The organism is Halobacillus sp. SY10 (assembly GCF_045401165.1).
Taxonomy (GTDB): Bacteria; Bacillota; Bacilli; order Bacillales; family Halobacillaceae; genus Halobacillus; species Halobacillus aidingensis.
In genome coordinates this window covers 263,098-284,321 of sequence record NZ_CP174345.1, presented here as the reverse complement: position 1 = coordinate 284,321, position 21,224 = coordinate 263,098, and the positions used below count along the sequence as shown (strand labels likewise).

At 45.8% G+C, this 21,224-nt stretch carries 23 protein-coding genes and 1 other annotated feature (1 of these 24 running past the window's edge); of the genes, 10 read left to right on the top strand and 13 right to left on the bottom strand.

What is annotated here, in order from left to right:
- Positions 1-9: 9 nt before the first annotated feature.
- Positions 10-705, bottom strand: a complete 696-nt coding sequence (locus ACJA3J_RS01555) for a Type 1 glutamine amidotransferase-like domain-containing protein (protein ID WP_406946251.1) — start codon at positions 703-705, stop codon at positions 10-12.
- Positions 705-1,613 (bottom strand): formate/nitrite transporter family protein, encoded by a 909-nt coding sequence (locus ACJA3J_RS01550; protein ID WP_406945330.1) that lies wholly within the window; start codon positions 1,611-1,613, stop codon positions 705-707. Before ACJA3J_RS01550 ends, ACJA3J_RS01555 begins: the two co-directional genes overlap by 1 nt.
- A gap of 112 nt (positions 1,614-1,725) precedes the next feature.
- Between ACJA3J_RS01550 and ACJA3J_RS01545 the strand changes: the two genes are divergently transcribed.
- A complete protein-coding gene (locus ACJA3J_RS01545) occupies positions 1,726-1,899 on the top strand; it encodes a hypothetical protein (protein WP_167356081.1) in 174 nt (57 codons plus the stop codon).
- A gap of 37 nt (positions 1,900-1,936) precedes the next feature.
- Here ACJA3J_RS01545 and ACJA3J_RS01540 read toward each other — a convergent pair whose 3' ends face one another.
- From ACJA3J_RS01540 to ACJA3J_RS01525, 4 genes are all read right to left on the bottom strand, one after another.
- Positions 1,937-3,421 (bottom strand): HD-GYP domain-containing protein, encoded by a 1,485-nt coding sequence (locus ACJA3J_RS01540; RefSeq protein ID WP_406945329.1) that lies wholly within the window; start codon positions 3,419-3,421, stop codon positions 1,937-1,939.
- A 199-nt stretch (positions 3,422-3,620) separates the two neighbouring features.
- Positions 3,621-4,073, bottom strand: coding sequence for a DUF4064 domain-containing protein (locus ACJA3J_RS01535; RefSeq protein WP_115893298.1), 453 nt, complete (start codon positions 4,071-4,073; stop codon positions 3,621-3,623).
- A 17-nt stretch (positions 4,074-4,090) separates the two neighbouring features.
- Positions 4,091-5,047 (bottom strand): ABC transporter permease, encoded by a 957-nt coding sequence (locus tag ACJA3J_RS01530; protein ID WP_406945328.1) that lies wholly within the window; start codon positions 5,045-5,047, stop codon positions 4,091-4,093.
- On the bottom strand, positions 5,040-5,960 hold the full coding sequence (locus ACJA3J_RS01525; protein WP_406945327.1) for an ABC transporter ATP-binding protein: 921 nt from the start codon (positions 5,958-5,960) through the stop codon (positions 5,040-5,042). The genes ACJA3J_RS01530 and ACJA3J_RS01525 overlap by 8 nt, the downstream gene beginning before the upstream one ends.
- Positions 5,961-6,577: 617 nt before the next feature.
- On the opposite strand from ACJA3J_RS01525, the gene ACJA3J_RS01520 reads away from it, so the two are divergent.
- Positions 6,578-7,720, top strand: a complete 1,143-nt coding sequence (locus tag ACJA3J_RS01520) for a conserved virulence factor C family protein (RefSeq protein ID WP_406945326.1) — start codon at positions 6,578-6,580, stop codon at positions 7,718-7,720.
- Positions 7,721-7,732: 12 nt separating this feature from the next.
- Positions 7,733-8,161: a BrxA/BrxB family bacilliredoxin gene (locus tag ACJA3J_RS01515; protein ID WP_406945325.1), complete on the top strand. Its 429-nt coding sequence runs from the start codon at positions 7,733-7,735 to the stop codon at positions 8,159-8,161.
- 35 nt (positions 8,162-8,196) lie between these two features.
- Here ACJA3J_RS01515 and ACJA3J_RS01510 read toward each other — a convergent pair whose 3' ends face one another.
- From ACJA3J_RS01510 to ACJA3J_RS01500, 3 genes are all read right to left on the bottom strand, one after another.
- Positions 8,197-9,387: an MFS transporter gene (locus ACJA3J_RS01510; protein WP_406946250.1), complete on the bottom strand. Its 1,191-nt coding sequence runs from the start codon at positions 9,385-9,387 to the stop codon at positions 8,197-8,199.
- Positions 9,388-9,500: 113 nt separating this feature from the next.
- The gene (locus ACJA3J_RS01505; protein ID WP_406945323.1) at positions 9,501-9,953 is read right to left on the bottom strand and encodes a GNAT family N-acetyltransferase; all 453 of its coding nucleotides are present in this window, start codon (positions 9,951-9,953) and stop codon (positions 9,501-9,503) included.
- Positions 9,950-10,183, bottom strand: a complete 234-nt coding sequence (locus ACJA3J_RS01500; RefSeq protein WP_406945322.1) for a hypothetical protein — start codon at positions 10,181-10,183, stop codon at positions 9,950-9,952. Before ACJA3J_RS01500 ends, ACJA3J_RS01505 begins: the two co-directional genes overlap by 4 nt.
- Positions 10,184-10,292: 109 nt before the next feature.
- On the opposite strand from ACJA3J_RS01500, the gene ACJA3J_RS01495 reads away from it, so the two are divergent.
- Both ACJA3J_RS01495 and ACJA3J_RS01490 read left to right on the top strand, forming a co-directional pair.
- Positions 10,293-10,574 (top strand): hypothetical protein, encoded by a 282-nt coding sequence (locus ACJA3J_RS01495; protein WP_115893294.1) that lies wholly within the window; start codon positions 10,293-10,295, stop codon positions 10,572-10,574.
- Between the two features lie 101 nt (positions 10,575-10,675).
- Entirely contained in the window at positions 10,676-10,822 is a 147-nt protein-coding gene (locus tag ACJA3J_RS01490; protein ID WP_160917632.1) for a hypothetical protein, read from the top strand.
- A gap of 43 nt (positions 10,823-10,865) precedes the next feature.
- Here ACJA3J_RS01490 and mscL read toward each other — a convergent pair whose 3' ends face one another.
- Together mscL and ACJA3J_RS01480 are read right to left on the bottom strand one after the other, a co-directional pair.
- Positions 10,866-11,357, bottom strand: coding sequence for a large conductance mechanosensitive channel protein MscL (gene mscL / locus ACJA3J_RS01485; protein ID WP_089652853.1), 492 nt, complete (start codon positions 11,355-11,357; stop codon positions 10,866-10,868).
- A gap of 213 nt (positions 11,358-11,570) precedes the next feature.
- Positions 11,571-12,686 carry an IscS subfamily cysteine desulfurase gene (locus ACJA3J_RS01480; RefSeq protein ID WP_406945321.1) on the bottom strand — a complete coding sequence of 372 codons (1,116 nt, stop codon included), beginning with the start codon at positions 12,684-12,686 and terminating at the stop codon, positions 11,571-11,573.
- Between the two features lie 97 nt (positions 12,687-12,783).
- Between ACJA3J_RS01480 and nadB the strand changes: the two genes are divergently transcribed.
- The 5 genes from nadB to ACJA3J_RS01455 all read left to right on the top strand — a co-directional run bounded on the left by nadB (position 12,784) and on the right by ACJA3J_RS01455 (position 17,169).
- Complete coding sequence (gene nadB / locus ACJA3J_RS01475) at positions 12,784-14,349, top strand: L-aspartate oxidase (protein WP_406945320.1); 1,566 nt, start codon at positions 12,784-12,786, stop codon at positions 14,347-14,349.
- Positions 14,330-15,181 carry a carboxylating nicotinate-nucleotide diphosphorylase gene (nadC, locus tag ACJA3J_RS01470; protein ID WP_406945319.1) on the top strand — a complete coding sequence of 284 codons (852 nt, stop codon included), beginning with the start codon at positions 14,330-14,332 and terminating at the stop codon, positions 15,179-15,181. Before nadB ends, nadC begins: the two co-directional genes overlap by 20 nt.
- Entirely contained in the window at positions 15,178-16,278 is a 1,101-nt protein-coding gene (nadA, locus tag ACJA3J_RS01465) for a quinolinate synthase NadA (protein WP_406945318.1), read from the top strand. The genes nadC and nadA overlap by 4 nt, the downstream gene beginning before the upstream one ends.
- 109 nt (positions 16,279-16,387) lie before the next feature.
- Positions 16,388-16,570 (top strand): H-type small acid-soluble spore protein, encoded by a 183-nt coding sequence (locus ACJA3J_RS01460; RefSeq protein WP_115824538.1) that lies wholly within the window; start codon positions 16,388-16,390, stop codon positions 16,568-16,570.
- 119 nt (positions 16,571-16,689) lie between these two features.
- Entirely contained in the window at positions 16,690-17,169 is a 480-nt protein-coding gene (locus ACJA3J_RS01455) for a hypothetical protein (RefSeq protein ID WP_406945317.1), read from the top strand.
- A gap of 41 nt (positions 17,170-17,210) precedes the next feature.
- Here the strand turns inward: ACJA3J_RS01455 and ACJA3J_RS01450 are convergent, their stop codons facing one another.
- Together ACJA3J_RS01450 and ileS are read right to left on the bottom strand one after the other, a co-directional pair.
- Complete coding sequence (locus ACJA3J_RS01450) at positions 17,211-17,825, bottom strand: PH domain-containing protein (RefSeq protein ID WP_406945316.1); 615 nt, start codon at positions 17,823-17,825, stop codon at positions 17,211-17,213.
- Between the two features lie 125 nt (positions 17,826-17,950).
- Complete coding sequence (ileS, locus tag ACJA3J_RS01445; RefSeq protein WP_406945315.1) at positions 17,951-21,040, bottom strand: isoleucine--tRNA ligase; 3,090 nt, start codon at positions 21,038-21,040, stop codon at positions 17,951-17,953.
- A 96-nt stretch (positions 21,041-21,136) separates the two neighbouring features.
- Positions 21,137-21,224: a binding site (T-box leader), on the bottom strand (it continues 140 nt past the right edge of the window).

Here is a 21,224-nt window from a genome sequence, read left to right as displayed (position 1 = left end):
GGGGTTTGTTTACTTGCTTAAGTTCTCCATATCCAATTCATTCTCTTCGACTTCACCATCTTCTACTCTCACATAATAGCCCTTAGCCCCTTCACGGGAAATTACATATTTTACTGGTTCCGTATTTATAAAGTGAACGGCCGCTCCGTCATCGAGCGCATAACCTGGACGAATCGATCCATCCTTTATAAAAGATGTGTACGCAGGCTTCCGCTTTTCCTCCCCATCATAATGAGGGCAGCAGCTTCCCGGGAGAAATCCTAGGCATTCCAGTGGTTCCAACTGGTCACCGTAGGAATCCGTCACCCCTTCATCAAACCAGCAAATGGCCCCTGCACTGATGCCGGCAAGGACGACTCCTTGCTCCCATGCTTCTTTCATGATTTCATCCAAACCCCATTCCCGCCAAAGAGCGAGTAGGTTTTTCGTCGATCCTCCACCTACGTAAATGATGTCCTGTTCGAGCAAAAATTTTCTTAAATCTCTCGTTGGGAGCTTGAACAGGGATAAATGGGTCGTTTCCGCTTTCTCTTTGAACGCTTCATAAAAACGTTCGATGTAACTGTCCGCATCCCCACTAGCCGTGGGAACAAAACAGATTTTTGGTCTCTCCTTCTCCACTTGATCCAACACGTAAGCATCCAACAGAGGGTTTTCAGGCTCCATCGAGAAGCCTCCTCCCCCCATAGCTATGATTTGTTTCATCATCGTTCAGCCCCCTTCTTATTCTTTTTCCTTCCCAGGGAGGTTTGAATGTCCTCTTTGTAAGCATAAGAGAACAACAAGGATACTAAAATTGCTCCTCCAATCAGGTTTCCAATACTAGCAGGTACAAGGTTGAAAAAGATATATTCATACCACGTGTATTTATCAGAAGCTAAAATGCCCATACTGAAGTACCCCATATTTGCAGCACTGTGCTGGAAATTCCCTGCTACAAAAAGCACAACAGGTAAGGTTGTTCCGAGAATTTTACCTGTTAAATCACGGGCTGAGGTCGTCAGAAAGGCCGCCATTCCGATAAGCCAGTTTGCAAGTACACCAGATACCAGAACCTGAAACCATCCTTTGACTCCATGATCCATGAATTTCATTTTATGGTCCAAATACATGTCAAGCTCAGGATAGAATGTACTTGCAAATGAGCCTGACCACTGAATCAATACTGCGACAAGAAAGGCTCCAATGATATTCCCAACGTATGAGGACAGCCAGAATTTATAAATATTCTTCTTCATCAATCCTGCTTTGTTAAACAAGTAGGATGGTAAAAGTACATTGATTTCCGTAAACAGGACCGCCCCTGATATGAAGACCATCGAGTAACCTGCTGCGAACCCAAGACCTGATAAAAGGTGATAGATCCCTTTCGTCTCGACTCCGACAGCAAGCAGTACTGAAAAAACAGCTCCGAAAGTCATGAAGGAGCCTGCCGTGAGCGCAAGTAAGAATTGAGCGCGGAATGGTTTGTTTAAGTGATCCCTTCCCTTTTCACCAAATTCATCTACGATTTGGGACGGAATATAAAACTGCCGTCCAGGCCGATCTATTTTCTGATTTGAATTATTGTTTTCATTTACATCTGTTTCCTGATGATTTTCCTCATTTGCCACGGTTATCCCTCCAATGATTCTCACATTCCCGATTCTTTAAAAATATAATCTCCCCTGTATAACCTGAAGCGTTTGAGAAATGGTAAGAAAAACAAGGAAAAGAGGAATGAAGATGGCTAGAGATGAATTCTGCCTCGCTTGCGATGGAGAAGGTCTGCTGATGGATGATGAAGAGTGGCGCTATACTTGTAAGGTTTGCGGCGGCAGTGGTCTCCGCCCACAGGAAGGAAGTGTCTATGACCGTCAGAGTGCGGATGTGGATGCAATGAATCGATACTTGGATTAACCGCCGGAGTTTTATCTCCACTAAAAAGCGCTCAGCTTCAGCCGAGCGCTTTTTTACGTGTGTCCTCTCTCATTTCCTCTAAAAACAAATCCGAAAAATACGGATCCCACTGTGTTCCTTTTCCTTCTTCAATAATTGCCAGCGCTTTTGAAAACGGCATCCCCTGACGATAAGGGCGGTCTGATGTCATCGCATCAAAGGCGTCCGCCACGGCCATCAGTCGACCAAACACGGGGATGTCTTCTCTTGCAAGTCCATCGGGGTAACCGTTTCCGTCGTAACGCTCATGATGATGACGCACTCCAGTCAAAACAGGGGCGAGGGATTCCGGCAACTGAACTTGTCCAAGGATCTGAGCACCAATGACCGGGTGCTCCTTAATCTTCGCGAATTCTTCCTCGCTCAGGCGTCCATCTTTCAGCAGTACATCATCACCAATCCCGATTTTACCGATATCATGAAGAAGCGCTGATTTTTTCAACAAGTCCAATTGTTTCTCATCAAAACCTGCTTTCCGTGCAATAAGATCCGAGTATTCAGCCACACGCTTGGAATGACCAGCGGTATATGGATCCCGTGCATCAAGCGTCGCAGCAAAAACGGTGAAAAAGCTTTCGAGAAGTCGTTTGTTTTCTTCATCTCTTTCTTTGATGCCTGTGACCATATGGTTGAATCCTGCGACCAATTGCGAAAACTCATCCACATACAAGTTTTCCATCGGCTCCGTCTGCCCTTGACGCACATCAAGGAAACGCTCGCTCAGCTGCTCCATCGGCTTTTGGATACTTCTGTATAGTAAAAGCGCGGCGAGCGCTCCGATTCCCATGACAACCACACCGATAATAGATGCCCAGCTCCAATAACCATCCACCCCTCTCCCTTCGATCAAGCGTATTTGGGACGCCAACAAAAAGAGAACGACAGGGAAAACCGCCGTAAACATAGAGGTCACGAACAACTTCGTCTTAATACTGATTGATGTGTCCCTTTTGTAATCGATGAAACCGCCTTTCTCATAGATCGAAGGCAGCAATAATTGAACCGCCCGGTCTGTTAAAAAGAATTCAATCAATGCATGCATGACAGCGATCAAGACAGCGCCCATCCATGCAAAGCCTATGTAATACAGCGGAAGGTTTACAAGTCCGCGTTCGATCGCCCACCAAGCAAAGAGAGAAGCAGGAATCGAAAGGCCTAATAAATGCGGGCCTAGAATCCGCTTTACAGTTAACTGTGGGAATTGATGCGCTCTCAACAAAGCTTCCTTCACTTGCTTGGTAGAATGCAGTTCTTTAGTGAACAGTTGTTGAATGGGACGGACATGGTGCTTGTACATCATGATCTCACCGGTTAACATGACCCCAGCAGAGCTTATCATGATAAAAATTAAATACATGATTTCTGTCGGTTCAAGCTGCAGTGTGTAGAAAATAAACAAGCTGCCAACACCGCAAACAGCCACAGCCGATCCCCATATATAATTCATCAGCATCCGTCTTTGGAAAAAGGTGAATGGTTCCATCCGTTAAACTCCTTCAAATCATTCGTTTCTTTTATTCTTAATTATTCAACAAACTCCGACGAATTCCTACATGAGCAGCCTCTATTTTATGAACTTTTCGTTACAGAAGATTGTTAGTCACATGTCGTTTAAAAGCATGTCTACACTTTTGGTGGATGACAAAAAAAAGACGCGGCTTTAGAGCCACGCCTTTTCCCATCTAATAACTGATTGCTTCGTCGGTTGCGGTCTTCTTCGGTTTACGGACGAGCGCAACGATTCCGGCAATCAAATACGCCACACCTCCGAACAGCCCCATAAAGACCGTAGCAAACGTAAAGATAATGGCGGATATGATCAAAATGATTCCTGCTGCTTTCGGCTTCTTATTCCCTTTAAGGAAGACAGCTGCCAGAATACCTAACCCGATCGCAATCAATGAGGCGATCAAGACGAACATCGCGAATGACCCCATCATTTCGAACATCTGGGTCATATCTGTGGAACTCATTTCCCCTTCCATCTGCACTTCCGGCGAGTTCATGAAGTTTTCAATTTCTTGTTGTATTTGCGGATTATCTGCAGAGTTTAACAACACACCACTCAACAGAACGGGAAGTCCAAAAAGAACAATTCCAATAATGGTAAGAACGATTTCTACCGTACGTTTCATTTCCTTCTCCTCCTTTTTTATGCTCCTGCTACGTCACGTTTTGTAAAAAAGCCCCATGCTAAAGCCATGAATAGTACATAATATACCGCTAAAACTGCGATGGAAAACCCAAGAGAAGTTCCTGATACGAATGGTGTCCCGGACATGTATTGGCTCAAGTCCGTATTCGCAAACAAGATATATTTCGCCCACTCTTTTTCCATGAAGAAAACGATGATTGAGCTTCCAGCCATCATGAGGAAGATCGCCAACCCGATAGCAAGGGATGTATTCCTGAATACAGCAGCGATCATGAACGCGAACGTAGCCATCATAATTAATTCTACAAAACTCAATAAGTATTGTGAAACAGTAAATGAAAAGATACCGCCATCTTTGATTTCACCAGCCTGAGTATATACATACGTCTGCGAAAAGCTGCCCATTCCAAATAATAAAGATCCCACTAAAAAGGACAGGATGTATAAGGCAAGAAGCATAGTCAACGCATACATCACAACGGAGACATATTTCGCAAGCAAGATTTTCGACCTTGATATCGGGCGAATCAATAAGAGCTTGATTGTGCCCCAGCGAAATTCATTCGCTGTAATACCTGCTGCAACTATAATTGTGAATAAACTCACCAGCGCGACAAATGTCCGGTTGTCACGGACAAAATCCCAACTATTATAGGCCGTTGGTTTCAAGTCATTCTCAATGCGATATTGATTCATCTCAACATTTGTGTATGCCGGGTACTCGATCTCTGGCGGCTGTTCTCGCGCGGCCATCAATTGCTCATTCTGCTTCTGAAGTTCCTGTTTCCAATTGTCACCCGTCGGAGGTTCTCCACCCGTAATGGCTGCATCGACTTTAAGCAGAGCCCCTATGCCTACAATTGAAACCACTAACAGAATAGCCATGATCCACGTCGCCTTTTGATTATAGAGCTTCATATGTTCATTTTTGATCAGTTGAAAAAAGTTACTCAATGGCTCCCTCTCCAATCAAATCCAAGAATTTATCTTCTAGCGTTGAGCGGTTGACGTTCACACTGTAAATTTGGATTCCTTTTTGCACGAGATTCGCAACAACGGATGGAATCTTTTCTTTTTCTACTGTGAAGGTCAGAAGCTCTTCCTTTCGGCTCACTTCCTTGCCTGTCATCTCTTGAAGAGCGACCATTGTTTGATCTACAGGTGTCGCTTCAATGGACACTTCTTTTTCATCTGTTTGCTGAAGCGCATCGCGAACCGTCTGAATGGATATCAATTCTCCATTTTTGATAATGCCAATCCGATCACACATCATCTCCATTTCAGAAAGAATATGACTCGACACAATCACAGCTACCCCTTCCTCTTCCGCCAGCCTCCGGATGTAAGCACGTATTTCCCTGATTCCGGATGGATCCAACCCGTTCGTTGGTTCATCAAGAATAAGGACGGATGGTTTATGTAAAAGGGCTTGAGCAATTCCAAGACGCTGACGCATCCCAAGTGAATATTTGCCCACTTTTTCCTTCATCCGTTTTTCCAACCCAACAAGCTTGACGACTTCTTTTATCCGTTCCTCTGTAATCCCAGGCATCATACGGGCATAATGGACGAGATTTTTCCATCCGCTCATGAATGGGTACATTTCCGGGTTCTCTACGATTCCGCCTACATGACGAATCGCTCCTTTAAAGTTGTTCTGCACACTTTGCCCCTGGATGATCACATCCCCATCCGTCATCTCCATCAACCCGACCATCATCCGGATGGTTGTCGTTTTCCCAGCTCCGTTAGGCCCAAGAAAACCAAACACTTCACCGCCGTAAATATCGAAATTCAAACCTTTAATGATCGATTTATTGCCAATTGTCTTTTTGACATCCTTCAACTGCATAACAGGTTCCGACATTCTTCCCCCTCCTTTTTATCAACACACCTACTCTACGACACAAAACCAATCTGGTTTCATTATTTATGAAAAATTTTACAATGTTCAAATGTTTGGCAGAATTGCGAAAGACTCGATTTCAAGACTTTTGTTGGAGTTTAGGGGGCTCCGGGAAAAGGTTCGCTCTACCCCTTTACCAAATGAGGTTCTCGAAATCCCTCTTAAAGTACCCTGCCTAGTTCTGTTGTAAATTCCTGCTTAAGCCGCGTCGATATAGGGTTCTTAACCATAAAAGCTCTTATTACTGGAAGGTAGTTTCGAGAATCTCTTCCGGCAAGTGGGCGGAGGGGAATGGCGAGACTCCTGCGGAAAAAAAGTGCATGGTGAGACCCCACAGGACGCAGTCCGAGGAGGCTCACCGCGCTCCCGCGGAAAGCGAGCTATTCCCCGCAGCCCCATCCACTCATAAAGTCTCGAAACTGAGTCTTCAAGAATAGGGAGCTTTAGTAGAACAATGGAAGGCGGGGGCGGATACGTGGATGAGCTTGGGAATTTTTGATAAGATGGAAGCATGGAATGAGGGTAGATCCCTCGGAACCGGATGGAAAGATGATCAGACCGTTAGGGGGTTATACTCAGTGAAAATCGTATCCATTGAACCGACGCCTAGTCCGAATTCAATGAAAATCAATGTGAACGAAACTTTGCCGGACCGCGAAACTCACAATTATAAAAAAGATGATGAGCTTAAGGACGCGCCTGACTTTGTCCAACACCTCTTCGAAATCGAAGGTGTCAAAGGACTTTACCACGTGACTGATTTCATCGCTTTGGAAAGAAATGCACGTGTCTCCTGGGAAGCGATTCTTCCTGAAGTAAGGAAGGTTTTCGGATCGGAAGCAGCTGAAGAAGCACCTTCACACAAAAAGGAAGAACCGGATGAACACTTCGGGGAAGTCCGTGTGTTCGTGCAGATGTTCCGTGGCCTTCCGATGCAAGTAAAGCTTGAGGAAGGCGAAGAGGAAACACGCGTAGGGCTTCCTGAACGTTTCATGGAAGCGGCAATGAAAGCAGCTCCCGCATCTCCGAACATGATCATGGAGCGTAAGTGGATGGAGCAGAACCCACGCTATGGTGACGTCGCTGAAATCGGGGAACAAGTAAAAGAGGAACTTTCGGCAAGTTATGACGAAGAACGACTGGAATCCCTTGTTAAACAAGCGTTTGACCAAGAATCGGTTGATGTCGAACCGAAGGAAGAAAAGACGAAAATCAGCTTGGAAACGTTGGATCATGACGATTGGAAAGTTCGCTATGCGGCTTTAGACCGCATGGATCCGACGGCAGAGGATTATCGCCTGCTTGACAAAGCTCTGGATGATGAGAAGGCATCGATCCGACGTCTGGCAACGGCCTATCTTGGTATGATTGAAGAAATTGAAACACTGCCGTATCTCTACAAGGCGCTCAATGACAAATCAGTTACCGTACGTCGGACAGCCGGCGATTGCATTTCGGATCTCGGTTTCAAAGAAGCGATGCCGAGAATGATCGCGTCGCTTTCTGATTCCAACAAACTCGTTCGCTGGCGTGCAGCGATGTACTTGTATGAGCTTGGCGATGAAACAGCCCTTCCTGCATTGAAGGAAGCCGCTGATGATCCGGAATTCGAAGTTCGTCTGCAAATCAATATGGCAATCGAAAGAATTGAAGGCGGCGAGGAAGCGAAAGGATCTGTGTGGCATCAAATGACTCAAGCGACGAAGAAAAAACAACAATAGGAGGCTACGATTATGAACCCATATGAAGCATATATGAAAGAAATCTCTCAGCCGATGCGTGATGAATTGACGAACGCCGGCTTCACAGAATTGACGACCCCGGAGGAAGTGGACACGTTCATCAGCGAAGCGAAAGGCACGTCACTTGTGGTCATTAACTCCGTCTGTGGATGTGCTGCTGGACTTGCACGTCCTTCTGCCCGCGAATCGCTCGACAACGAAAAACGTCCCGATAATATTGTAACTGTTTTTGCTGGCCAGGATCGCGAAGCAACATCACGCATGCGTGACTATTTGGAAGGCTACGAGCCATCCTCCCCTTCCATGGCTCTTTTGAAAGATGGCCAGGTTCTCCACTTCATCCCTCGCGAAGAGATCGAGGATTATGAAGTAGAAGAAATTGTAGCCAATCTCACGAACGCTTATAACCAATACTGTTAACAAAAGCGCCTTCCATCTGATGGAAGGCGCTTTTTTCATGCGGTCTTGGTTTGATCCCCGTTTTTTTCCGGCTTAATCAATACGAGAACAATCAATAGGAGAAGTCCACCTAAGGCACCGCTAGCGATATAACTGATATTCAAATATTCTTTCATAAGCAGCGACATCAACGGAGGACCTGCGGCTACACCTATAAATCTTGAGGAGCTGTAAAACGATGTAATCGTTCCACGCTCTCCTTTTTCAATCCCTTCTGTAATGAGCGCATCAAGGGTCGGGAGCATTCCACCGATTGCCGTCCCTAATATGCTCGTCACGACTAGAAGCAGAAACAACTTCTCATTGACATAACCGACAAAAATAACGCTTGCCGACATCATGATCAATGCAATGACAAGTACCCATTTCATGACGGTCGTATCTCCTTTGATTTTCTTACCGGTCACAAAGGCCGCCACACATAACGTGAACAGCGGGATGGCAAGAACGAATCCTTTTTTCACCCCTTCGATGTTATGAGTCTTCTCTAAGATGTCGGACATAAAGAACAATACCGCAAACAAAACCAGCATCGCATAAGCCCCTAATAGAAAAACCGTATACAGCCATTTCCCTTCTTGTTTGAAAATCTTTTTCGTCTTTTTCAGAAATTGCTTGAACGGCTGTGGTTCTTCCTTTTTACCTTTAGGAACTTTTATAAAAAAGAAAACGAGAACAATGGAGATCAAACTGAAAAAAGAGATAGAAAAAAACGGCAAAAACCATAAGAACACAGCAAAGAGAGAACCCAGGATTGGACTGAGTACTTTTCCGAATGTATTTGATGTTTCAATGATGCCAAGGCATGAGCTCGCTTTTTCATCATCGTCTTTATATAAATCTCCGACGAGAGGTAGAATGATCGGGGTCGCCCCGGCTGCGCCCATCCCCTGCAGGATTCGTCCAATTGTAATCCAGAGAAAGGGGTCTTCTAATTTCCATGAAGAAAAACCGGCGACCAGCCCTCCAATGAAAGCCAGGACTAAACTCGGAAGGATGATTAACTTTCTGCCGAAACGATCGGATAAGTAGCCGGCAACAGGAATAAGGATAATGGCCGCTATGGAGTAGCTGGTGATGATTGTGCTTGATTGAAAAGATGTGATGCCTACCTTTTTTTCGAAAATCGGCAATACTGGAATCAGCATTGAATTTCCGAGCGTCATCACAAGGGGAATCGAAGCCATACTAACCAGGCACCAACGGCTTACTTTGTTTTCCAATGCAATTCCTCCTACGTATTCATAAACGTAGGATGCCCTTTTTCACTGGATTCACGATGAGAAAAATATGGATATACTCACGTCGCTTTTATGTAAACTTTTATGGACTCACCAGATATGCCAAAGGCTTCCCCTTCCTGTTTCCATCCATACTTTTCATAGTATCCTTCAAGGTCTGTAGCCAGATGCAGATCATCGTAACCTATCCTGCTCGCTTCCTCAATCGCATGGCTGAGCAACTGTTCCCCAATCTTTCGCCCTCGATGATCCGGGTGAACATAAAGGCACGCAAGCCATGGGCAAAGATCCTGGCGACTGTTCATATCATTTCTGAGCAGAGCATACGTGCCGATGATTTCGTCCTCATTCAACAGGATATAAAACAATGGGAGCTCATCTTCGTTTTTCAATGATTGACGGATGCAGTCTTCATACAGCTTGAAGTTATCCTCACTCCCCCACTGTTCCCAAAAAACGTCGATGGCAAGGTCAATCAAATCGGACCTCTCTTGCAAGCGTATGATTTTCATTCCTTTATCCCCCTCCTTTGACCAAATTTATCTGTTAGGAAAATAGCCATAATGATAGGCAGAACCACCGAAAGCGCAGGCATGGCTTTTACAAAAAATGAAGGGTCTTCCCCGCCATTTACGATCCATGGATCAGAGTCATGAAGAAAGGTCAAAACCAAACCTGTTCCCCAAGAAACGAGCCCATAGCTTAGAATCAACGTAAAAATGAACACGATAGATTTCTTCACAAAATCACCTCTATCTTTTATACGAAGACAATAGTCTCAAGTTTCAAACTTTCGTTTCATAGATGTCATCCCCGGGGATAAGGGTTACAAATAGGAAGGAGTTGGAAAAATGAAAAATTGGTTAATGGTACTGGGTATGGCCACTGTATTCACTTTAGCCGGCTGTGGTGGAGAGGACGGCGGGGACATGGAAGAAGATCAGAACGAAAACCAGGAAGAAATGGAAGACACAGAAGAGAATTCGAATGATACAGAGAGTGATATGAGTGAAGATGGTACAGAATCCGAGGATAACATGGGTGAAGAAGATGGAGGTACAGAAGGAGATGGTTCCACAGATACCGAAGACAATGGTCAAGATGATGATGCCATGGATGATGAAGAGCAATAACAGCTGATTTCATTACCATAAAATTACACTAGATTCACTTCCCCTTAACAAAGGACGGGTATCTTTTATACGTAACTCACTTTGGAAAGGGGATTTTTTACATGTTGAAGAAATGGATGTTAGCGTTAGGTTTGGTATCTGTTTTGACCCTTGCTGCTTGTGGTGGAGAAGAAGACGGTGAAATGGAAGAAGAACAAACAGAAGAGCAGGAACAAAGTGACACAGAGAGCGAAGACAGCGCAGAATAATACATGAAAGCAAAAGGCGGATCCTCTTTAGGATTCGCCTTTTTTATTTGATTCGCCATTTCGTCTTCACTTGCTGGCGCGGAGAGGGATTGGTTTCAAGTGAAGATGAACAATTCGGGCAGATGATCGCCTGAGTCGGAATCGGCATACAGCAATAAGGACACTCCTTTTTCGTCATTCCATGCAAAGGGTGCTGATGAGGCTTTTTCCAGCGGTTGATTTGGCGGACGACGAGAAAAACCGCAAACAAGATGATGATAAAACGGACAGAAGCTGTAACGAAAAGACCATAATTGATGGTAGCCGCTCCCGCTTCTTTAGCGGCTGCAAGCGAAGGGTAAACCGATCCATCCAGACTTAGAAACATGTTCTCAAAGTTCATTCTTGTATACAAAACACCCACGGGCGGAAGTAAAATATCAGTCACAAGTGAATCAATAAATCCACTGAAAGCGGCACCCAGGACCATCCCGACTCCCATATCGACAGCACTTCCACGGACGGTGAACTGTTTGAATTCATGCAACAATCCCAAAACCAAGCTCCTCCTCTCACCCATCATCCTATGAGCGAAAAGGACAAACTATGATTCAGAACAATGACCTCCATACCTGGCACTACTTTTCCTTTCTTTGGTACCAGGTACAGTTTTCTTCCTGATGGTACCCGGTACGGATGGGAAACATTGTGTACCGGGTACGTTTATTCAAAAGCTCGGTGCCAGGTACATGAAGGTCCTTAAATGCATTTACCGAACCACGGTTGGCTTGCGTAATCCACTCAAAAACAGGGCAAGTTTCTCCACCTGTTCACTGGTCTGATGATGACTGAAAGAAAGACGGATGAAGGACTTGGCCTCTTCAGCATCATAGCCCATGGCGAGCAATGTACCCGGCGGCTCGTGATTACCTGTACTGCAGGCACTGCCCGTGGAAAAATGAAACCCCCGTCGATTTCCTTCAAGCATGGCCCATTGTCCTTCTATTTCAGGTAAAAGCAGACCAATAATCGGCACAGCACTCGCTTTGTCTCCGATCAGATTCCACTCTCCGGCTTTCAGAAACGTTTGTTTCAGTTCCAGAATCTTCGACTCGACACTTTTCCTTTCTTTCATCATTTTCTCAGCGGCGACCGTAAATCCCGCAATACCGGGTGTGTTGACGGTCCCCGCTCTGACTCCCCCTTCATGCGTGCCTCCCGGAATTTTTGGTGGAAACGAAAGTGACGGCCGAATATAAACCGCTCCTACTCCCTTCGGTCCGTAAAGTTTGTGTGCACTGACCGAGAGACTATCGACGTAAGTAGCCACTTCCTCCACTGGCATTTTCCCAAAGGACTGGACACAATCACTGTGAAAAAGAATGCCGTGCGCGCGGCAAAGTTCAGAGAGATTCCGAATTGGCTGTACTGATCCGATATCGGGGTTCACGTGCTGGATTGCCATGAGGACAGTATCTTCTTGAATTGCTCTTTCAATATCTTCCACATTGATGATTCCTGCTTCATTCAGAGGCACCCTTGTCACCTTATAACCTTCTTTCTCGTATCTGCGAATAAGGTTCCGCACAGAAGAATGCTCAGCCTCCGTAGTAATGATGTGCTCCCCTTTCCCCGCTCTCAAAAGACCATCGATCGCAAGTTCATTACTTTCCGTGCCTCCGCTTGTAAAATAAACCCCTTCCTGTTCGACCCCCATCAGTCCTGCCATTGTATTACGGCAATGTTCAAGCAATTCATGAGCCTTTGTCCCAGGATCATGTAAGCTTTTCGTGTTGGCAAAATAGTTATGAGTCGCATGGATGTATGCCTCTATCACATCCTCATCCACTGGGCATGTCGCCGCATAATCAAAATATCCCTCCACATTTCTCTCTCCTTTTTGAACCAAATCTCTTGTCAATAGTTTAACAGTATGTAAATATAAGTGTAAATACACATGTATAGTTATGGAGAGTGAATTCATGATACGCACCGCAGATATCATCATCATCGGTAGTGGCGTAGCGGCCTTACAACTCGCCCGACAACTTGCTTCGGGCAAAAATGTGATTCTTATCACAAAGTCCTCGCTTGGTCACGGGAATTCTCGTTTAGCTCAAGGTGGAATTGCTGCAGCCATCGGTGACAGCGATCATCCCTTTTATCACTTTGTCGATTCAGTCATCGCTGGGCGTTCGATGAATAATCATCAAGCCACGCTCATGATGACTAAGGAAGCCCCTCAAATTATCAGGGAACTGGAAACGGATGGTTGCGCCTTTGATTATGATGAAAAAGGAAAACTTGCTCTTGGAAAAGAAGGCGCCCATACACAGAACCGCATCATCCACGGGGGTGGAGATCAAACAGGAAAAGTTCTTATGGATTACTTGACGCAATCCCTCCCCCCGCATGTTGAAATTTTTGAGAACCATTATGTATTTGAATTGATGACAAATGAGGAAGGTCGCTGTTTTGGAGCAAAAAGCAAGGATGCCTCGGGTATTCATGAATTCCATGCTCCCCATACCGTCCTTGCGACAGGAGGATGTGGACAATTGTTTGCATCCACATCCAACGATTCTTCTGTAACCGGCGATGGAATGGCACTCGCCTATCAGGCAGGCGCGGAACTTACAGACATGGAATTCATCCAGTTCCATCCCACCCTATTGTACATACAAGAAAGACCGGTCGGGTTGATCTCTGAAGCGGTGCGCGGTGAAGGTGCGGTTCTTGTTGATAAAAACGGAACGCCAATCATGGAAAACGTCCATCCTCTGAGAGACCTCGCCCCGAGGCATGTGGTTTCTCAAACGATTTATCAAAAAAGGAAAAACGGTGAAAACGTCTATTTGGATATAAGAGGCGTAGACGGATTTCAAAATAGATTCCCTCATATCACAAATCTATGCCTGGAGTACGGTGTGGATATGAATAAAGGACGGATTCCAGTAGCGCCTGGCTGCCATTTTTCTATGGGTGGAGTGAAGACGGATATGGTCGGAAGGTCAACGGTTGAAGGTTTGTATGCGATCGGAGAAGTCGCTTGTACGGGTGTGCACGGAGCCAACCGGCTGGCAAGCAACTCACTCCTTGAAGGACTCGTGTATGGAAAAAGGCTGGCCAAACATTTACAAAATGGTTCGGCCCTTTCCTTTCAATCAAAGGAAACGAGCGAGAAAAGGAATTCCCTCCCTTTCCACCTCCCCGCTAAAACCGAGATCCAGGAGCGAATGATGGAAAACGTCGGTATTGTGAGGGATGGACAAAAATTGGTCAACCATCTGCAGTGGTTGGAATCGTTCGTGCAACCTTCTGAATGGAGAGAGTATGACTTAAGTATGCTCACATTCGAGCAAATGGAGAAAATGTTCATGCTGCAAACGTGCTGGTTGATCACCCGATCCGCCCTGGAGCGCGAAGAAAGCCGCGGCGGTCATTACCGCAGCGATTTTCCTGAAGAACAGTTAGAGTGGCAAAACAAACAAATCATCAGACAAAGAATATTAGAAATGAGGGAACCTCATGAATCAGTGGAGACGTAAACAACAGTTAGAGGCCTTTTTCACGGAGGATATTGGTGAGCATGATTACAGTACCGACTTTTTATTCCCGAAAGATCACCATGGCAGACTGACCTTCACATCTAAAGCAGAGGGTGTTTTTTGCGGAGAGGACGTCATCACTGATGGCTACCAGCTGCTGGACCCTACCATTACGGTTGAACTCTATATTCATGACGGTGATCGGATGAGTGAAGGAGAAACGATCGCCACCATCGATGGACCTGTAGGTGAGCTATTAAAAGGAGAACGCGTCATCCTCAACCTTATTCAACGCATGAGCGGAATTGCAACGCTGACGAAAAAAGCCGTTAAAGCCTTAAATGATAAAAACATTAGAATTTGTGACACACGTAAAACCACCCCTGGATTACGCTCTTTTGAAAAGTATGCTGTTCGGACTGGAGGCGGCTACAACCATCGTTACGGACTTTACGATGCTGTCATGCTGAAGGATAACCATATAGCTTTCTTTGGTTCAGTCTATGAAGCAATCGCCCGAGCGAAAGCAGCGATTGGTCATACCGTCAAAATTGAAGTGGAAACAGAAACGGAAAGCCAGGTCGTGGAGGCTGTAGAAGCGGGTGCCGATATCATTATGTTCGATAACCAGACCCCCGCAGAAATCAAACACCTCGCCACATTGGTTCCTTCTTCGATCACAACAGAGGCATCCGGAGGAATCACGCTCGAAACCTTACCTGATTACCGCGGTCTTGAAATTGACTATATTTCCCTCGGATTTTTGACCCATTCCGCCAGAGCCCTTGATATAAGCGCCCGTGTAGCCACAACAAAGGAGGAAGTACGATGAACCTTTTTGAAACGATTGAAAAGAATACGCTGCCTGATCAGTATAAGACGATGGAAACGACAGAACTTGAGCAGAAAGTACTTCAGGTAAAGAGGGAAATGGGAGAGAAACTCTTCTTACCTGGACACCATTACCAAAAAGATGAAGTCATCCAATTTGCCGATGCACGTGGAGATTCTTTGAAACTCGCTCAGCTGTCCGCGTCCCAGCATGAAGCGGAAGCCATCGTTTTTTGCGGCGTCCATTTCATGGCAGAGACAGCAGACATACTGACGCGCGAGGACCAGCATGTCTACCTTCCTGACATGCGTGCAGGATGTTCGATGGCAGATATGGCGAATATCCAACAGACGGAGAAATCATGGGATCGCCTCATGGAGCTTTTCGATGATACCATCCTGCCTCTCACCTATGTGAATTCCACAGCGGCAATCAAAGCTTTCGTAGGAAAGAATGGCGGAGCAACCGTCACTTCTTCGAATGCCGCAGATATGCTGAAGTGGGCGTTTTCCCAAAAAGAACGGATTCTTTTCCTTCCCGATCAGCATTTAGGACGGAATACCGCGTACGACCTCGGCATCCCGCTCAATCAAATGGCGGTCTGGGACCCGATTGTAGAAGAACTCCTATATGACGGTCCTCTGGAAGCTGTCAAAGTGATTCTATGGAAAGGACACTGCTCCGTTCATGAAAACTTCAGGGTCGCCAATGTTGAACAAGTTCGTACGGACCACCCGAACATGAAAATCATTGTCCACCCGGAATGCAGCCGTGAAGTCGTGGAGCTTTCCGATCTCTCAGGATCAACGAATGCCATCATCCAGGCGATCGAAAACGCTCCGCCTGGAAGTGAATGGGCCATTGGAACCGAAATGAACCTCGTGAACCGAATCATCCAGGAACATCCAGAGCAGCACATCATTTCGTTGAACCCAAGGATGTGTCCGTGTCTGACGATGAACCGGATCGACCTTCCACACTTAGCCTGGTCGCTTGAATCATTAGCAGAAGATCGGCCACAGAACGTGATACGAGTGGAATCTTCCGTTGCTTCTGATGCGCGAAAAGCATTGGACCGGATGTTGGTGCGGGCGTAATAAGAGATGAAAGTGCCCTAAGGGACCGGAAAAGTGACTTAACGTTTTTTACGGAGAATACTGCACCCCTTTCTTGAGAATATTACGTTTAAAAGGAGGGGTTGCTGAGATGAACAAAGAACGCGCAAAAGAAATATTCAAATCTGAAGACATGATCCCGGTTATGCACGAAGATCGTGAAATTTACATCGAAGAGGTTATTGAACGTAACGAAATGGCGCGTATTCACCCGACAGATCAGCCGAATATCGTGCAAAAAGTTCCGTTATACGAATTGAAAGAGCAAGAATAAGTTAGAAGCCGCACTCAAAACTGAGGCGGCTTTTCTTTTTAAGGTATGTACATCCTTCTTCACTTGCACGATAATGGAAATATAAGGGAGTCAAATTACATAATAGGCAGGAGGATTATATGAAGAAATTATTGTGGTTGTTGTCCTTACTAATTGTAGCCGCTTGTTCTGAAGGGGAAACAGAAGAACCTTACACGGTTGAAGATGCAAGAGAAGATGGACATGTTATTGTTGAACATCAATCGGAGCAATTTGATCAAATAAAAAATGGGGCACTGGGGGTCGAAAATATTAAAGAGATGACCGCTTTCATTAAAAATGTAGAACAAGGAGCGGAAGACGATCTTGACGTCTCCATCTTCAATCCTGACGGTTCCCATTATCAAAACTCCTTTTCCTACGATGGAGAGGCCATCCGTTTCGTCAATAATTATGGTGCCTATCCGTCCTCCCCTGCTGGGACATTCAGTTGTGAATACATGACTCGACGCGGGCCTATGGTGTATGTGAGCAACTGCCAATCAGAGCAAGGGAAAGATTTTTCCACTTTGCTGAGCTTTGTCGCTACCGAAAAAGCGTTCCGAGAAACTGGGAATTAAAGAAAACCCGGATCAGCTCATTAGCATGATCCGGGTTTTCTTTAATTCTGGATATACTTCTCAAACACACCATCAAAGTCTTTGCGTGTATTCTCTTTGTATTTTTGTGTAAACCAATCATAAGCAAAAGCAGCCGCTTCACTGAACTCTTTCGAAATATCATTCTCATGAAACCGGTTGTCATGTATGAGATCCTGGGCCATTCCAATGCTGTCTTTCGCAAAAGCCGCCTGCCGCTGATTTTCTTCCTGGATTTGAGAAATGGATACTAGGGATTTATACAAATCCGCAATCGCTTCCCCTTCATCCTTGGCGATATCGATGCTCAAATACTGATCGCCGATGTAGAACTTGATTTCTAAGTCCAAATCAATCGTCCCCGCCGTTTCCACCGAGACCTTTCGGATGGGATGCTGATAATAGTCATAGCGGTGGATGTTGCGTTTACTGCTTGTCGCTTTTTCACCATCCAGGTGGATGAGCGCACGGTTCGTAAAGCAGTATTCATCACTTTTTGATTTAATTAGAAAATGAATTTTCTCCCCGTCTTCCGTCAATACAAAATCATCGGACTGGGCTTTATCAAAGTCTTCTTTTCTGATAATCTTTCCAATGTCACTTAACCCTAATGCATCACTTGCCATTTTCTTGAACATGGTTATACCTCCTGTATGATTCTATTCGTTGTTAATTTCTATACAACAACTACAAATCCTTCTTCTTTATGAAGTCTCAATAAACTAAGAAAAGCCTGAGCACAAGATGCTCAGGCTTTTCTTCTTTATTTTTGAAGCGCTAGTTTCAGCTGGTGGTCACCGACTGTGTACTCTTTCATCGCTTCTTTTTCACCGACCGTCAAATCATTCACAAGAACATTCTCACGGATCAGCTGTTCATTTTGCTGGATTGCTTCTTTTACGTCTGCGTCTCCATCAAGAGCAATGTCGACACGAAGATCGATTGGAAGATCCTGCTGTTTACGTTCATCCTGGATGACACGGATCACTTCACGCGCGAGGCCTTCAAGACGAAGCTCTTCAGTAATGTTCGTATCAAGCACAACGTGGAAGTCCTGGTTGGATCCCATAGAAAGTCCAGCATCCGCGACGCGTTCTACGTTCAAGAGATCCATCGTCACTTCGACTTCTCCGTCTCCTGTCGGTACAACGACTTTTTCGTCCTGGACGATTTTCGCTGCTTCTTCGTCTGAAAGCTTCTCAAGGTACGCTTTCACGACGCCGACGTTTTTCCCTAGGACAGGTCCTGCCGCACGGAAGTTCAGCTTCACTTCATAGCGGACAAGATCATCAGAAGATTGCTTCACGACAACTTCCTTAACATTGATCTCATCACGGATGATGCTGCTGTACTCTTCGAGTGCTTTCCCTTGATCAGGGTTGACCGGGATGACGACAAGCTCTGATAGTGGCTGTTTCGTCTTGATGGTTTCCGTATTACGGACACCACGAGCAAGCTCAACGACTTGCAGTACGGCATCCATATCTTTTTCAAGCTGTGTATTTACAACCGTATCGTCCACTTTCGGGAAGTACGCCAAGTGCACACTTTCACCCGTCAAGTTTTGATAGATGTCATCAGCTAGGAACGGTGTGTAAGGAGCCATCAGCTGACTGAGCTGTGCCAACACTTCATGAAGCGTGTGGTAAGCCGCTTTCTTGGACTCTGTCATGCCTTCTTCCCAGAAACGGTCACGTGAACGACGGATGTACCAGTTACTCACTTCATCGACATACTTCTCAAGGGCTTTCGCAGCCTTCGTGAAGTCATAGTCGTTCAACGCTTCTTCTACGACACCGGTCACACTGTTCAGGCGGGAAAGAACCCAGCGGTCAAGCAGTGTCTTTTCGCCTTCTTCATTCTTATCGAATGTGTAGCCATCGATATTGGCATACAACGTATAGAAACCGTGGGTGTTCACAAGGGTGTCGATTACTTTTGATTTCGCTTCGATAACGACACGTTCGGAGAAACGCTTGTTGTTCCATGGTGCACTGTCAGCAAGCAGCGCCCAACGGAAGGCGTCGGCACCGAATTTCGTTACAAGGTCTGTCGGGTTCAAGGCGTTCCCTTTACTCTTAGACATTTTGCGTCCTTCTTCATCAAGGATGTGACCTGTGGAAAGGACACGCTTGTATGGCGCTTTACCCGTGAACAATGTAGAAACAGCCAGCAAGCTGTAGAACCACCCACGCGTCTGGTCAATTCCTTCACAGATAACGTCCGCAGGGAACTGCTTCTCGAACTGATCTTTGTTTTCAAACGGATAGTGCTGCTGGGCAAACGGCATGGAACCAGAGTCGAACCATACGTCGATGACTTCTGGTACACGGTTCATCGTGCCATTACACTTCTCACACGTCACCTGGACACGGTCGACATAAGGCTTGTGAAGCTCGACATCACCAATATCGCCGATCGCTTTTTCTTGAAGATCCGCTTTGCTGTGAGGTGCGTACTGATGGTCACAAGAATCACACATCCAGATTGGGAGCGGTGTTCCCCAGAAACGGTTACGACCGATGTTCCAGTCAACCATGTTCTCAAGGAAATTACCGAAACGGCCATCTTTGATGTGGTTCGGGTGCCATGTGACTTCCTGGTTATTCTTGATGAACTGATCTTTCAGTTCTGTTGTCTTGATGAACCAGCTCTCGATCGCGTAGTAAAGCAACGGAGAATCACAACGCCAGCAATGCGGGTAGCTGTGCTCGTATTTTTCTTTATGGAAAAGCAATCCTTCGTTCGCAAGATATTTCACGATGTCAACGTCACAATCTTTGACAAAACGACCTTCAAATGGAGGGATATCCTCTGTATAACGGCCTTGACCATCTACGACGTTGAAGAAGGACAAGTTGTTTTCCTTCACCAGGTTGTAGTCATCTTCACCATAAGCCGGTGCGATGTGAACGACACCTGTACCGCTCTCTGCATTGACGAATTCTGCTTCGACAACAAAGTGACCACGCTCAGGCTTCACGAACGGGAACGGTGGTTGATATTCGACATCTTTGAATTCGCTCCCTTTATGCTTGGAAACGACTTCGTACTCTTCTCCAAGGTTCTTCTCAGCAAGAGCTTCCGCAACGATATATACTTCGCCATCTTTCTTCGCCTTGATGTAGTCAAGGTCCGGATGAACGGCTAGTGTTACGTTGGCAGGCAATGTCCAAGGCGTCGTCGTCCAGCCTAGGAAAAATTCATTTTCAGAACCCTTCACTTTGAACTTCGCTGTTGCAGAAAGATCTTTGACATCTTCATATCCCTGCGCCACTTCGTGTGAGCTTAGTGTCGTCTGACAACTCGGGCAGTATGGCGTAACACGGTGACCTTTGGAAAGCAGGTTACGCTTATGAAGGTCACTCAAGATATACCAGACACTTTCGATATAACGGTCCTGAAGCGTCACATACGGATCATCCATATCCAGCCAGTAACCGATGGATTCCGTAAATTCGCGCCATTCTTTTTCATAGTTGAAGACACTTTCCTTACATTTCTCGATGAACTTCTCTACTCCGTACTCTTCAATCTGCTGTTTTCCGGAGATGCCAAGCTGTTTCTCCACTTCAAGCTCTACCGGCAAACCGTGTGTATCCCAGCCGCCCTTACGGAGAACATGATAGCCCTGCATCGTTTTGTAACGTCCGACAAAATCCTTGATGACACGGCCAAGCACGTGACCGGCGTGAGGAAGGCCGTTGGCTGTCGGCGGTCCTTCATAAAAAACAAATGTTTCTGCACCTTCGCGCTCGTTCATAGAGCGACGGAAGACATTCTCTTTATTCCAGTAATCTTTGACACGATTTTCGCGGTCTAATGCCGCTTCTTTCGTATTGACACTGCGCATTTCTTCCACCTCTTACCCTTTGATTTTTTGTATAGAAAAGTATTACGAACATCCAATGACGGCAGGAACAAAATAAAAATCCGCCCCTGCTGTAAAAACAGGGACGGATTTGATTCCGCGGTACCACCCATATTCCGCACACGATGTGCACGGCTCTCGGTTCACATAACGGATAACGGCCGCC

Excerpts from the sequence above, each read along its gene's own strand:
- ACJA3J_RS01510 (WP_406946250.1), bottom strand. The coding sequence starts at position 9,387 with ATGGCTTCGATTCCCCTTGTGATGACGCTCGGAAATTCAATGCTGATT.
- ACJA3J_RS01455 (WP_406945317.1), top strand. The coding sequence starts at position 16,690 with ATGAAGAAATTATTGTGGTTGTTGTCCTTACTAATTGTAGCCGCTTGT.
- nadB (WP_406945320.1), top strand. The coding sequence starts at position 12,784 with ATGATACGCACCGCAGATATCATCATCATCGGTAGTGGCGTAGCGGCC.
- ACJA3J_RS01525 (WP_406945327.1), bottom strand. The coding sequence starts at position 5,960 with ATGTCGGAACCTGTTATGCAGTTGAAGGATGTCAAAAAGACAATTGGC.
- ACJA3J_RS01515 (WP_406945325.1), top strand. The coding sequence starts at position 7,733 with ATGAACCCATATGAAGCATATATGAAAGAAATCTCTCAGCCGATGCGT.
- ileS (WP_406945315.1), bottom strand. The coding sequence starts at position 21,040 with ATGCGCAGTGTCAATACGAAAGAAGCGGCATTAGACCGCGAAAATCGT.
- ACJA3J_RS01490 (WP_160917632.1), top strand. The coding sequence starts at position 10,676 with ATGTTGAAGAAATGGATGTTAGCGTTAGGTTTGGTATCTGTTTTGACC.
- ACJA3J_RS01505 (WP_406945323.1), bottom strand. The coding sequence starts at position 9,953 with ATGAAAATCATACGCTTGCAAGAGAGGTCCGATTTGATTGACCTTGCC.
- ACJA3J_RS01460 (WP_115824538.1), top strand. The coding sequence starts at position 16,388 with ATGAACAAAGAACGCGCAAAAGAAATATTCAAATCTGAAGACATGATC.
- ACJA3J_RS01450 (WP_406945316.1), bottom strand. The coding sequence starts at position 17,825 with ATGTTCAAGAAAATGGCAAGTGATGCATTAGGGTTAAGTGACATTGGA.
- ACJA3J_RS01555 (WP_406946251.1), bottom strand. The coding sequence starts at position 705 with ATGAAACAAATCATAGCTATGGGGGGAGGAGGCTTCTCGATGGAGCCT.
- nadC (WP_406945319.1), top strand. The coding sequence starts at position 14,330 with ATGAATCAGTGGAGACGTAAACAACAGTTAGAGGCCTTTTTCACGGAG.
- ACJA3J_RS01535 (WP_115893298.1), bottom strand. The coding sequence starts at position 4,073 with ATGAAACGTACGGTAGAAATCGTTCTTACCATTATTGGAATTGTTCTT.
- nadA (WP_406945318.1), top strand. The coding sequence starts at position 15,178 with ATGAACCTTTTTGAAACGATTGAAAAGAATACGCTGCCTGATCAGTAT.
- ACJA3J_RS01545 (WP_167356081.1), top strand. The coding sequence starts at position 1,726 with ATGGCTAGAGATGAATTCTGCCTCGCTTGCGATGGAGAAGGTCTGCTG.
- ACJA3J_RS01495 (WP_115893294.1), top strand. The coding sequence starts at position 10,293 with ATGAAAAATTGGTTAATGGTACTGGGTATGGCCACTGTATTCACTTTA.
- ACJA3J_RS01540 (WP_406945329.1), bottom strand. The coding sequence starts at position 3,421 with ATGGAACCATTCACCTTTTTCCAAAGACGGATGCTGATGAATTATATA.